At 55.2% G+C, this 12,217-nt stretch carries 11 protein-coding genes and 2 pseudogenes; 11 read left to right on the plus strand and 2 right to left on the minus strand.

Annotated elements, in window-relative coordinates:
* Nucleotides 1-305: 305 nt before the first annotated feature.
* From M2427_RS36005 to M2427_RS36015, 3 genes and pseudogenes are all read left to right on the plus strand, one after another.
* Complete coding sequence (locus M2427_RS36005; RefSeq protein ID WP_280711552.1) at nt 306-554, plus strand: hypothetical protein; 249 nt, start codon at nt 306-308, stop codon at nt 552-554.
* A gap of 574 nt (nt 555-1,128) precedes the next feature.
* Nucleotides 1,129-1,419, plus strand: a pseudogene (locus M2427_RS36010) (transposase domain-containing protein); the annotation flags it as partial.
* A complete protein-coding gene (locus M2427_RS36015; RefSeq protein WP_280711553.1) occupies nt 1,416-2,018 on the plus strand; it encodes a plasmid pRiA4b ORF-3 family protein in 603 nt (200 codons plus the stop codon). The pseudogene M2427_RS36010 and the gene M2427_RS36015, both read left to right, overlap by 4 nt.
* Before the next feature lie 1,827 nt (nt 2,019-3,845).
* On the opposite strand, the gene M2427_RS36020 is transcribed toward M2427_RS36015, so the two are convergent.
* Nucleotides 3,846-4,097, minus strand: a complete 252-nt coding sequence (locus M2427_RS36020) for a hypothetical protein (protein ID WP_280711554.1) — start codon at nt 4,095-4,097, stop codon at nt 3,846-3,848.
* A gap of 163 nt (nt 4,098-4,260) precedes the next feature.
* On the opposite strand from M2427_RS36020, the gene M2427_RS36025 reads away from it, so the two are divergent.
* The 8 genes from M2427_RS36025 (at nt 4,261) to M2427_RS36060 (ending at nt 11,566) form a co-directional block, all read left to right on the plus strand.
* On the plus strand, nt 4,261-4,869 hold the full coding sequence (locus M2427_RS36025) for a hypothetical protein (RefSeq protein ID WP_280711555.1): 609 nt from the start codon (nt 4,261-4,263) through the stop codon (nt 4,867-4,869).
* Nucleotides 4,870-6,022: 1,153 nt separating this feature from the next.
* Nucleotides 6,023-6,343, plus strand: a complete 321-nt coding sequence (locus M2427_RS36030; RefSeq protein WP_280711556.1) for a hypothetical protein — start codon at nt 6,023-6,025, stop codon at nt 6,341-6,343.
* Between the two features lie 478 nt (nt 6,344-6,821).
* A complete protein-coding gene (locus tag M2427_RS36035; RefSeq protein WP_280711557.1) occupies nt 6,822-7,202 on the plus strand; it encodes a hypothetical protein in 381 nt (126 codons plus the stop codon).
* Between the two features lie 676 nt (nt 7,203-7,878).
* Nucleotides 7,879-8,205 (plus strand): hypothetical protein, encoded by a 327-nt coding sequence (locus M2427_RS36040; protein ID WP_280711558.1) that lies wholly within the window; start codon nt 7,879-7,881, stop codon nt 8,203-8,205.
* A gap of 23 nt (nt 8,206-8,228) precedes the next feature.
* Complete coding sequence (locus M2427_RS36045; RefSeq protein ID WP_280711559.1) at nt 8,229-8,540, plus strand: ribbon-helix-helix domain-containing protein; 312 nt, start codon at nt 8,229-8,231, stop codon at nt 8,538-8,540.
* 15 nt (nt 8,541-8,555) lie between these two features.
* Nucleotides 8,556-8,786 carry a hypothetical protein gene (locus M2427_RS36050; RefSeq protein WP_280711560.1) on the plus strand — a complete coding sequence of 77 codons (231 nt, stop codon included), beginning with the start codon at nt 8,556-8,558 and terminating at the stop codon, nt 8,784-8,786.
* A 1,103-nt stretch (nt 8,787-9,889) separates the two neighbouring features.
* Nucleotides 9,890-11,067 (plus strand): IS3 family transposase gene (locus M2427_RS36055; RefSeq protein WP_280711561.1). Its coding sequence is split into 2 segments (ribosomal slippage): nt 9,890-10,142 and nt 10,142-11,067, totalling 1,179 coding nucleotides; the frame shifts between segments, so codons are not numbered across the junction.
* 316 nt (nt 11,068-11,383) lie between these two features.
* On the plus strand, nt 11,384-11,566 hold the full coding sequence (locus M2427_RS36060; RefSeq protein WP_280711562.1) for a hypothetical protein: 183 nt from the start codon (nt 11,384-11,386) through the stop codon (nt 11,564-11,566).
* 275 nt (nt 11,567-11,841) lie between these two features.
* Here M2427_RS36060 and M2427_RS36065 read toward each other — a convergent pair.
* Nucleotides 11,842-12,055, minus strand: a pseudogene (locus M2427_RS36065) (hypothetical protein); the annotation flags it as partial.
* Nucleotides 12,056-12,217 lie beyond the last annotated feature (162 nt).

Raw genomic sequence — 12,217 nt, forward strand, 5'->3', positions numbered from 1 at the left:
ACGATTCCCAGTGTTCGCTCGGAAAAGTTTCATCCACCAAAGCAATCTTTGCTCGGAATTATTAACGATTCCTCTGACGCAACTTAAAGTCGACCAAGGAGTCCTCAGTGGTCAAAACGACTCATCGGCCATATTTTACCGGTGTTGCTTGACGCGGCAAATCAAAAGTAGGAAGCATACCCTTAGGCTTGCGACGCGAAGGAAAATGGTTTCTTAGGGTGCTACTGCATGCTCCAATTTTCCATTTTGCGTTCGTGTCTGATTCGTCGCCAGCGATGTTTCTATTCTCATGGATGGATATACGAATGAAACGAACAGCTATCGCTTGTATTGCAATTGGGCAATTGATCCTGCTTGAAACAACATTGTCCGCTCAAACCATCTCGAACAATCGCGACAAGGCCGGCAATTTGACAAATCGTGGCACGGCGGCCGCTTTTGCGGTTCAACCGACGACGAACAATGAGCAAGGGATACGGAACACCCCACCTGCCAGTCAGAATATCGTGCCGAGCGCAGGCGGCATGTCACGGATTCAAAATCAGCGAAAGTGATGAGTTCTCCTCACCTCTCATCTGAACGTCGTGCCAATCTGAAAGGGCTCTTCGAATTAGATGAAGTTATCGAACGGCGCGCCTGCGGTTTGATTTCTGAGGTTGCCATTCGTGAGAATTGAGATTGAACGGTGCTAAAGAGAGGAGTTTTAGCAAACAAGTGGATCAAGAACGAGTAGAGTTCTGAATCATTAGCTTCGGCGATCAACAGCATAATCCACGTTGAGTCCTGTTGATGTATGATCACTTGCAGCTTCTAAGCGATGGCGCTCCGCTCGCAACTTGACATTCTTGCTTGATAGTCTGATCAACAAGCGCTGTCATATGATCCACGCGGCAGTGCACGACTACGGCAAGCGTAGCGCCGAGGCCCTTCGGATTGTTTGTGCGGAGTCTTGGGAGCACGGTTAGAAGAGTCATCTTCTGGAAGGGTGCTCACAATGGACGCTCATTCTGACGACATAAGACGACCGCTGTCACCGCATATCGAAGTGTTCACTGGTGCGGGTCGCAAGCGGTGGCCCGATGATTTGAAGGCACAGATTGCCGCGGAAAGCCTCGACCGGGGGCGAATGATGACGGGCGCATCGAGATGGACACGAATGTTGTCGAGCGTGCGATGCGGCCGATCAAGCTCAACGCCAAAAACTCCCTTTTTGCCGGTTGCGACAACGGCGCCGAGAATTGGGCAGTCCTGGCTTCGTTAATCGAGACCTGTAAGCTCAATGGCGTCAATGCCGAGCGCCGGCTCGCTGACGTTCTCGCAAAGCCCGTCAATGGTTGGCCTGCGGCGCGACTGGACGAACTGCTTCCCTGGACGTCGACGTACGCGATACATGATCACGATCCGAGGCTGGCAGCATGAACCTGAACACCACCGCGGTCCGGATCAAAGTGACCCTCAAGGACGTTCAACCGGAGGTGATGCGTCGCCTTGTCGTACCCGTCACTCTGCGCCTTGATCGGCTGCATCTGGCGCTTCAGGAGGCATTTGGCTGGACGAACAGCCACCTCTTCGAGTTCTTCGCTGGTGAGGTCCGTTGGAGGATTCCTGATCCCCACAACGATTACGGCCACCAGCCCATGGACGCCCGCAAAGCGCGGCTTTGCGATGTCGTTCGAGAGACCGGCGCCAAGACGATCCACTATCTCTATGACTTCGGCGACAGCTGGGACCATGTGATCAAGCTCGAAAAATGGTTCGAAAACACCACGACCGAAGGGCTTCCCTTTCTGCTCGAGGCCGCCGGTCGTTGTCCTCCGGAAGACGTCGGCGGTGCGCCAGGCTATGCCGAATACCTCGCCGCCATCAGCGACCCCACCCATCCAGAGCACGAACACATGCGCCTCTGGGGCCCGGAGCGGTTCGATCCCAACGTCGTCAACCGGAAGGCGCTCGAAGCCGCCGTCAACGCGTTGTCCGACACATGGATACCGCGGCGACGCGCCACGCGAACAAAATAGGCGTCAAGCGCCATTCAAAAGGGGCGCAGAGCGACGCTTACCGACTAGGTATTCGCTGAGGCGATCTCGCAAGGTCGCTGGACCAACGGGATAATTCACGCATGCATTTTACGTGGCGGGCATGAACACAGCGGCCCTCGGTCTTTCTCCTACCCAGCCTGCCTAGTGAACCGCTCACCGGCTCAGAAAGCGTCTCTAGGCCAGCTTTGATCGCGGCGATGTCCCTGCTCGACTTGAGAGATCGGCAACCGGTAGTTGAAGCAGGTCCTGGCTTTCAGATCAACCTCCAAACGCCGGCGGTGCATTCTATGGTCTTCAAGCGAATGACGGTCTGACGGTCCTCGCGTCAAACTCTCGACAACCAACTCAATAGCAAAAGACATAAAGCTACTCCACAATCAAAGATATTGACTACAATCCCGAGGGGCTACCGACAATTACGACGACAGTGAATCGGCCACCGGTGCGCTTGAAGCTTGAAGCCGATCCTGCGGCCGGCGCAGCGACGTTCCGCACGATCGGCGTGGCGGCCAAGTTGCTGACAACCCGATCCTAGGCTGAGAACCGATTAGGCCGAAAGCGCCACCTCTATCATCCTGGCGGAATCTTTGGAGCTCGTTAGGGAGAATCTGTCAGAGTTAATATTGGGACGGGGCCGTCGGGGGACATACGCGGCCTTGTGCTTGGGGTAGAGAGCCCGCCAATTAGCCAGCCCCGGCGGCGCTCTCCCTCAGCCCCTCTAAGCGGCAAGGCAAGGGCCACCACCGACCATCGCGTTGTCGCGACGGGTAGATTGCTAGCTATAACCGTCGCCATGCTTGGATGGCCTATGCCATCGTTCGCGGCGGTATTTCGATGCTGAATTGACAGTCTAAAAGCCAGCCGCCGCCCACCACTCGCTCCACTTGATCGCCGCACAAATCATCATTCCCCACAGCGCAATGTTGATTTGTAAAGCCGCAGCCATTGGTCCTAGCCTAAAGAGCATCTCTTAGTTGTATTTTATCGCAACGCCAACTTCGACCTTGAACCTTACTGATTTACGGAACTCTAACACCGCTTAAGTTCGCGCTAGCAGTTGTGGGATGCAATCGGGGATTTTACGGGGTGCTCTCACTCTCCAGCCTTTGCAAACCGGTTGTCCACAACATTAGCTCATGCTCAAGAGTTGCAGTGCCCACAAACTCTCGCCAAGCTCGCACACCGTTCATTCAACCCAAAGACGCGGATTTATCAGCGCGCGTCTGCCCCCACGGATACACGCCTCTCCTTCGACCTCAGCTCGCAAATCAAACAGCTGATACGCGCTACATCGCAATGCTTGGATGGTTGTTGGGTAGATACCTGAGCCACGATCAAGTTTGCGTCATGGATTTACGTCTGACGCGAAGCGTTTGCGCAGCTAGATGATCGTGTCTACAGGACAAAGGTCTAGAGCGGATTCACAGCCTATTACACAAATGGTCGCGGACGACGAACGCGGCTGAAAAGATACTTAATTTTGCTGCGACGAATCTAGCATCGAGCGCATGGATATGCAGCTTCTACAGGGTGACAGCGGTGTTCAGAACAGAGATTTTCGCCAATCTTCTCCTGTACCTCTTCAGGCCCAGGATCGCGACCCGACCCGCGGCATCGGCGCTCCGAAGCAACTTTCGAATGCTCTGCTGGAGGTACAACCGGACCGCGCACATCTCGGATGCGAATGGATCGCTGGACGAAGGAGCGAACGCGATCCTCTGCTGTATCTTTAGCAAGCCGCATTGACAGCGCTGCCGCAGCGCTCTTCTAAGATATATGCTAAGTCGCGCGGAACCAGCGCCGCAATTATGCAATCGGGTCGCCGATTTTCAAAGGCTCCATCTCCGCTAGAGACGGCACAAGCGAAGGCGCCTCGAATTCCTGCTGTTCTAATTGCTGCAACAGATCAAGGATCTTTTGAGGCATAGACGTAGTGGTTCGATCGATCTGCTGCCTCAGCCGTTCGCCAATTTCATCACAAATGGATCTGTAATGCTTACTATCGAGCCAGGTCGTATCCATGACTTTTCGTCCCCCAGCCGACAGCATCACGCTCACTCCATTTTCAAAATATTAATACGAGAAGCTCCCATCAATCCGTGGTGAAGCTTGGGTAAAGGGCGCGACCGCTCGACGTTCGGAGCTCGCCCTTTTCTTAAAGTTAGCGTTAACGCGATTTTGGTACTTTGGGCGCGCTTAAGTTTACCGGTGGGGCTAGAATGTGAACGCTATATTGATTGTTGTTGGCGGCTTAATTGTAATGCTTGCCTATTCGATTTGGTCGGCGATTCGATCTTACTATCAAAAAGGTAAGATCAAAGGCATTGAGGAAGCCGTCCGCGAGTTGCAGGTTGGGATGGCTCTGCACTTGGAAGCGGCGCCGACCCCCGACGTTAAAAAAGCCCTAACAGATCTGCACAAACGATTACGTCACCGCAATTCACGCATTTCCAAAGGAACTGATCGAATCCACCCTGATCTATGGGCAGTGGGAGCCGCATTGGCGGAGGAGAGTTGGCTAAAGGGCCACGGTGCGGGTGTTCGTAGAAAAGCACCTGAGGCCGGGAAACTTCGCATAGATTTATCGGCAGCAGAGTTGCTGCAAATAGGTAGTCTGGCGAATTTGGGATTCCAATACATGATGCCTAACATGCGCCTGATTGATGCTCCTCGGTTCTCAGGCAACGACGATGCCTTGGAAGCTTCCCGCTCAATTAGTAAGATCGAGGCAGCGATCCCAAAGATGCACAGGCCAGATTTAATCCTTCAGGTCACGAGCCGAGAAATTCTAATCGAAGACTGGTGGCAGTTGCGCACGCGCAAAGCTTAGCGACCTGAAGAGCTAAAGGTCCATTCCTAGGAGTCAAGTCGGTTCAGCCGGGTGGTCTGCCGAGACTACCTGCCTCGGTCTAGCGCTGAAACGTCTCGAGAAAGCAGCCGGCGCGATAATGCAAATGGCTCTACGGAGCGATCGCATTAGGCTTCGGTGTGCGTCCGGCGCTCATCGATGAACGCTTTTCCTCGATCAAGACGAGCCGCTCGGCTTCGACGCGGCCACAATACTTAGTTGTGCTCACCGAGCGAGCACCATAATTGCCGTCGCGTTGTCAAGCGACCGCGCTGGAGCAGCTCCAGCCTAATATGGCCAAATTTTTCTCGAGCGCCACAAATCTTCAACGGCCGCAATTGTGTCGTTCGTTAGCAACGTAAGCAATTTGACAACAGCTACTCGGGGTTTCTTGGGCCGAAAAGACCGACAGCGCAATCTATAGTCGTCCCCACACACTTGCGACATAAGCTTATGCATAAATCTTGTGAGATTGAGCCTTACGCAAATACTCCGGCCTATGGCCCTGTCAACAAAACTCCCGCGCGGTAACCTTGAGCAGTTAGGTTAAGGAACGGGTTCCGTTGCGAATGCTTAAAGCAATACTAATCTGCCGATCAAATTCACTTTCGGCAGAACATCAAAAATCGTGCATTCCTCCGAGACAGACACTTCGAGACGAACTCAGGACGTGCCGTCCGCCAAGCACGCTTTCGCCAAGCAGCTTACCCCAATTGGCGCTCGAGTCCGCAAGGCGATGAAGCCGTTTCTAACGGCTGCAATAATTGCCTGTATCTTGATCACTATGACAAGCTGGATTTTTTTTCTTTGCTGGCTGATCTGGCAACTATGCTGGTGGTGGTAGCGGGCATGGCGCGGGCACTCCAGCCGACCGAGCGAAGAGCTGAATAGGAACCAAGAGCCGCAGGCAGCCAAGAAATCTTATCCAAAGCGGGCACTGCTTCCGGCGGGCCAAGCCGCCATGCCCCATTGACGATCATTGTGTGGCTCAAGAGATCGAACCTACCTGCAAAGTCCTCTCGATTGTTCTCCTTCGATCGACTCGAGTTTCGAAATCTCCGATCTAGATTGTCCCCCGCTAACGACGATTTAATGTCGACTATGCTAAGGCATACTAAGCCCCACGAGGCGAGCAATGTGGGCTAAACCCACGGGGATCGACGTGCCGCAAATCTGGATGACCTACAGCGAGATTTCTGAACTTTTGGATTGCTCGATCGAAGAAGCGCGGAGCCGCGTTGTAATAGAACAACTAGATAGGAAAATCAGCCGCGACGGTCAAAGACGCGTTAAGCTCAACGAATTAATGATGATTACCTTCGTCCGCCGGATCCAAGAAGCATTTTTCGACAATTCGCACGCTGTTCGAGAACTTCGGCGCATGCACGACATGCTAAGATCGGAATCCGACCTTGCACGCAACATTGCTCCCCAATCGCGTCAATCGGTTGGATAATAGAAGCATCCAACGCCACATGCCCAGCGGTAGCACGCTTCGAGCTTCTTAATATACGCAGTTGCGTGCGGAAGCCGGCCCCGGTGCGCGGCAGGCGATGACCACTTAAGTGCAAGACACGTTTGCGGCGACGCTGTTTGGGCTTCGATAATGTGGGCCGCCTGGGTCCGCGTCGGCTCAATGCGCAGCCCGCGACGTTTTGCAGAACCAGCTGAAGCTCAAGACGCACCCGGGGCCCGGCGTCCAAACAGCCTATTGAGTCCGCTCGCGACGTTGCGACATGGAAGAAGATTGCAATAGGTACCTTCGCCGACTCTCTTGAGTTCCGCAACGAGCTCGATGTCAAGGCTGCAATGCTGGTGGTCAGGCCGCTGAAATCCTTGCTGGGCCAACGTTCACCGTTAGCTCACGGAAGACAGACGTAGAGCTTGTCGATTTAACGCCTGCACGACTTGGGCTCACCTCTGATACCGTCACATTGGCTAGCGTTCACGCAAGCGCTCCTTGGCTCGGCCTTGAACTCGCTGCGGCCGAAGTCGGCCCGCAATTGCGCCTCCAATATTTCGACCAACCTATTGGCGAATTTCTCATTACCGGAATGGACCCGATCATGAGATGGAGCGGCGAGCCGATTATTCTGAATGTAGCAAACGGCGGCGCCGATCCTGATCGGGCAGGATGGTCGACGCCAGGCGAATTTACCCGTCACATCTCGTTTCATTTTGGTCTGACCCCATCAACCGGCAACCGGCACCGAAGCCTTCGGATCAGTCGCTGCATTACTGCCGCTGTGACTTCGCGCAAATTGACTTCATCTTCCGGCGATTACTTATTTTTGGATCTGAAATCATGTTCGTGACTGTGGTTGCCTAGCTTTGTCACCTTACCGCCCAGGACTGCACTGAGGTGATCGTTACAAATTCGTCCTTGGAGTCGGGCGTTGCGCTCCAGGGGTGCATGATGGGTGGCCAAGTAAGCCTGGAGCAATGGAAGGCGTACCACTCTATCTACCGGTCCGAGGATTGGCGCGTTGAACGCTACAAGTGCGTTGCAGGTCGCTACGAGGCCAGGGCCAAGATATGATTTCATAGCCGTCGTCATGAATCCGCAATCTGGGCAGAACCTTCTCAGGTACGAGGCTGTTTTTTCCTGTCCGATGCGACGAAGCGGTCCTGAAACAGGATATTGGGTGAAACGACATTCGGCTGAAGCAGACCGAGCGCAGATGCTTGCGACAATGCGGGATATCGGCGAAAGCGATCCTCCCAATAAGCCCGCAGAGCGTCCCTTGCCCGTGATGGTTTGCGTCCCCCTACAACCGCAGTTGATGACGGCGTCGTCGGCGTACAGCCCAAGAATGCTTCGATATCGAGCGCGCGGTGAGCATCGAGCCAGTCCCCCGCAGCGACCATCGGGTCAAGGCCATATTCTCTCCTCTGCGAGCGCACAATCGAGTGAGCCCAAACTTTAGGCTCTAGCCCATTTGACTACCCGGATGCCCCCGTCCACAATACCCGGAGCGGAGGGCTGGTAATATGGACTACCGCAAAGAGCTTGAAGCGCTCATGATCGAGACTGTCGCGTTGACATCTCGCACACCACCCACTGTCCCGCAGAGATCACCTGTCGTTCTCGGTCTCCAAGCTCCTATCGATCTTGTTGTATCGATCCCGAACGAGCCTAGCCGTCAGGCTCCTCGACCCTATAATTACGGTCCGCCCGAGCGCGAGCAAATCAGCAAGCGCATCGAGAAGTTCAAAGCGCACCAAGAACGGTTTCGGCGGGAGCGCGAAGATTATTGTTCGCAAGTGATGAAGCGCGTGCGTGACGCAGCGGCAGGTCGGACGTTGCCCGACGATTAGCAGGATTTAAGAAGGTGATTTTAATGTCGCAGGTTGCCAAGCGATCCATTGTTGTAAGAAATCATAGATCGAGCGTGAGCCTTGAGATCGAATTTTGGTCAAGCCTTCGCGAGATCGCGAAGACGCTCGGTGTCAGCACGCAAGAACTAGTAGCCGAAATCGACCGTCAGCGCGAACATGCAAACCTGTCGTGTGCCATTCGCCTCTTTGTTCTCGACTATTATCGATCTCGCATTCGGAAACCTCTGCCCCCCGCCGTGGCCGCCCCAAGTTCTGATGGTGGCGACCAAAATCTCAGTCTCAACCTTTCTTTGGAACAGCAAGTTCGCTCTTAATACAGCGGATGTCTCATGGACGCTCAGCGCCGCTATGAACTAAAAGTTGCACTCGACCGATTGAGCGCCGCTTCAAACGAGTTGCGCGGGTTGGCGGACGAAGAGGAAGCCGCTTTCAATTCCACTCCGGCAAATTTGCAACAGAGCTACAGAGCGATCGCCCAGAAGGAAACATCGGAAATCCTTTCAGAGGCGGCGACGAACGTAGACGATATTGTACAGGCTCTCTCGCTGTTACTTGGCTAACGTGGCACCTGGGCGGCTAAACCGTCCCACAATTGTATGAGCCAGCAGCACAGCACTCCCGCCACTACATTGATTGAGACAATGAGCAGGATTTCAGCGGGAATGAACGATAGATTTTCGTCCGGCTGAGCCATCGCCAGACCTTAATCGACGGTAGCTCGGCCGTCGGCCCCAAAGAGTGCGCGCGACCCGAAATTATACGGGTGTTGCTGTGACGCGTCAGTGCAGGGGTAGCGTCGTTTGGCGGGACGAAAAGTCGGTCGCGGAGTTCCACGCAGCGGCTGCGAAATAGCCAGTAAAGGCGACACTTGCCGCAATCAAGAAAGCCGAAATGATCTGAGCCACGGACATCCTCACCGGGGTTCCTGACCACCGGAAAGTGCCGATGAGTGGTGGCAATTTAGCGGCGGAGCCATCGTTGCTATGCACGACAACAGGCATACGCCGTGCCCCGGGCGCGGAGACGCGGCGGTCGCGGAACGCTCTAGCTAGAGCCGCTCGGCGAGGCTCGAAATCACTTGGACAGGGACGTTGGACTCTCGCTACGGGAAACAATCAACCCGCCACGCCCCGATTGATTTGAGACGGGCCGTAGGCGACGGATCGTCCGCATGCCGACGCAGAGTGCAATCAGACCGCAAACGTCAACAACGAGGCGAAACAGCTCGACACGAGTCATTGCCACCGGGCATCGCTCCAGATCAATCGAACCATACCTGCTCATCGAACCGGATCGCCACCTGAATTGTTCGTCATAAATTTGGATGGCGTGCCGGGATGACCATTGGTCTTGGACCAACACCATCAAAGTAAACCCAACCGCGTCAACTTGTCCGGCTCGATCACGGCTATGGTTGGCCACTTCAATTGGAGCTCACCTCGCCAGACCCGTGCCCACACCTTCGATGGCACGACAACAAATAAGCCGCGCGCCTGATTCTTGCTTCGCGAACTGATACAGTGAATCCGGAAGCTCTATTAACTCGAGAGAAAAACCCCAAAAGCAACGGCTATCACTTATGATCATAGCCATATCATCCTGACCGGCCACTGAGTATTTCCTCCAGAAGAAGTTTGAATCCGGCCTGAAGAAGGACGGACAGATGAAGCGAGCAAGGTTTACGGAAGAGCAGATTATCGCGGTGTTGAGGGAGCATGAGGCCGAGGCGAAGACGGCCGATTTGGCTCGCAAGCACGGGATCTCCGAAGCGACGATCTACGACTGGAAGGCCAAATTCGGCGGCATGGATGTCTCCGAGGCCAAGCGGCTGAGGGCATTGGAGGAGGAGAACACGAAGCTGAAGACGCTTCTTGCCGAGCAGATGCTCGATGCGGCCGCCCTTCGCGAGCGCCTTTTAAAAAAATGTTAGGGCCCGCCGCCAAGCGCGCTGCTGTCGAGCATCTGCAGGCCTTCATGAGCCTGTCGGAACGGCGGGCCTGCTCGATCGTGGGCGCGGATCGGAAGATGGTCCGTTACCACTCCAGCAGTCCGCCGGACGTTGCTCTACGCGGCCGGCTGCGTGAGCTCGCCTACGAGCGGCGACGTTTTGGCTACCGCCGGCTGCTCGTCCTGCTGCGCCGGGAGGGAGAGCCCTCGGGCCGGATCTACCGGCTTTATCGGGAAGAAGCGCTCACCGTCCCCAAGCGGCGGGCTCGCCGCAAGGCCGAGGGGACCCGTGCCCCGATCCTGGTTAAGGCGAGGCCCAATGCGCGCTGGTCGCTGGATTTTGTCCACCACCGGTTCGCCAACGGTCGGCGCTTCCGCATTCTCAACATCGTCGACGACATCGCCAAGGAATGTCTGGGCACCATTCCGGACACATCGATGTCGGGGCGGCGCGTGGCCCGCGAACTGACGGCGATCGCCGAGCGGCGCGGCAAGCCAGGAATGATCGTGTCCGACCATAGCACCGAGTTCACCTGCAACGCTGTGCTCGCCTGGTGCAAGGACGCAGCCATCTACTGGCACTTCAACGCACCAGGAAAGCCGATGCAGAACGACTTTGTCGAGAGCTTCAACGGCCGGATGCGCGACGAACTGCTCAACGAGACCCTGTTCTTCGAACTCGATGCTCGTGCCAAGATCGCCAACTGGGTTATCGACTACAATCTCCAGCGGCCTCACTCGTCGCTGAGATACCTGACCCCCGCGGCCTATGCCGCCCACCTCACCGCAACGGACCACCGGCTGCGCAACCCCGACCAGCTCCGCCGATCGTCCGTTGCTCCACCCGCGCCGCTTGGCGTACAAAACCCCGAGACTCTAACCGCCACTGGATGAGAACTCAGTGGCAGGTCATAGTCGACAAAGCCACTGATTGTCGCGATGGCTCTGACGCCAAAGCTGGCCAGCGCTGACAGTGATAGGTCGGAATTAGGCCCGACCTTTGAAATTGCATCCCAAAGGGACTCGACAGAACTTGTCGTGCTGTCGATACCTTCGTCGTTCGCAGTGATTGTTACTCTGCGAACGATATCGCCTTCGGCCATTAAAAAATGAATTTCAAAATCTTGATCCTGTACGCAACTAGTGCGATGTTGTTATTCTTGAGAATGTTACTTAGAAGGCCCCGGTCAACAACGACTCGGGAATTCAAATGGCAAAAAAAGCCAAGAACAGAACACGCCGCACCTATACTGCGGATGATGTGAAGCAACTGCTTGCGCACTCGAAAGCACGCACGCCGGTAGCGAAGATCGCAAAAACGATGAAGAGAACTGAAGGTTCGCTTCGCCAGAAGGCAATCAAGCTCGGAATTAGACTCGGTCACCAACGCTGAGCGTCTCGGTTCGTCTCTTGACTCGGAAAGTTCTTGCCCAATTCTGGAAAGACTTTTCCGAGTCGAACCAACCGCGAACACGCTACGATGTCGCAGCCAGCGACAAACGAACCATCCTGGCTCACCGCCTGAACATAAAAAGCACAGTCTTTCTGCGGAAGATCATCTTCACCTCGCAGGTAATCTTCCCACATAAAATTCAGCGCATTATGGTCTATCAAGCGCCTCACGTCGGTCGACAAGATACCGCCTGACACCTTGTGAGCGAGGTCGTGGGCGCGCTGAGCCGCTTCTGCTTCTACCCTACGGACGGCCTCTTCGAGCATCAGGCGTTCGCGCGTGATCTCAGACTCGGATAGCTGCGGTTCTACGCTACGGAGTTGGGCGAGCTGTGCGTGCCCGTTCATTCAGGGCACGCCGGCTTTCTCCGGGGGCCCCGAGGTCAAATGCGGAAATCGCGCGAGCGATCAAAGGATAATAGTCGGCCAGGCAATATTCCTATTCGTGGACACATGGCAATAACACTACTTTAGACTGGCGCGCTGTACCGGTTTTTCTAGCCCAGCCCCCCAAAATCGGGCCGACACCAATTTGCTGCGCTCATAATCCACGGCCAGTCTGCTTGTCCCGGCGCTGAGCTTTCGCTATCCG

It is taken from the genome of Bradyrhizobium sp. BR13661 (assembly GCF_029892425.1).
In the GTDB taxonomy this organism is placed as follows: Bacteria; Pseudomonadota; Alphaproteobacteria; order Rhizobiales; family Xanthobacteraceae; genus Bradyrhizobium.

Coding starts and splice junctions, on each gene's coding strand:
- M2427_RS36060 (WP_280711562.1), top strand. CDS start 11,384: ATGGCAAAAAAAGCCAAGAACAGAACACGCCGCACCTATACTGCGGAT.
- M2427_RS36005 (WP_280711552.1), top strand. CDS start 306: ATGAAACGAACAGCTATCGCTTGTATTGCAATTGGGCAATTGATCCTG.
- M2427_RS36040 (WP_280711558.1), top strand. CDS start 7,879: ATGGACTACCGCAAAGAGCTTGAAGCGCTCATGATCGAGACTGTCGCG.
- M2427_RS36045 (WP_280711559.1), top strand. CDS start 8,229: ATGTCGCAGGTTGCCAAGCGATCCATTGTTGTAAGAAATCATAGATCG.
- M2427_RS36015 (WP_280711553.1), top strand. CDS start 1,416: ATGAACCTGAACACCACCGCGGTCCGGATCAAAGTGACCCTCAAGGAC.
- M2427_RS36030 (WP_280711556.1), top strand. CDS start 6,023: ATGTGGGCTAAACCCACGGGGATCGACGTGCCGCAAATCTGGATGACC.
- M2427_RS36050 (WP_280711560.1), top strand. CDS start 8,556: ATGGACGCTCAGCGCCGCTATGAACTAAAAGTTGCACTCGACCGATTG.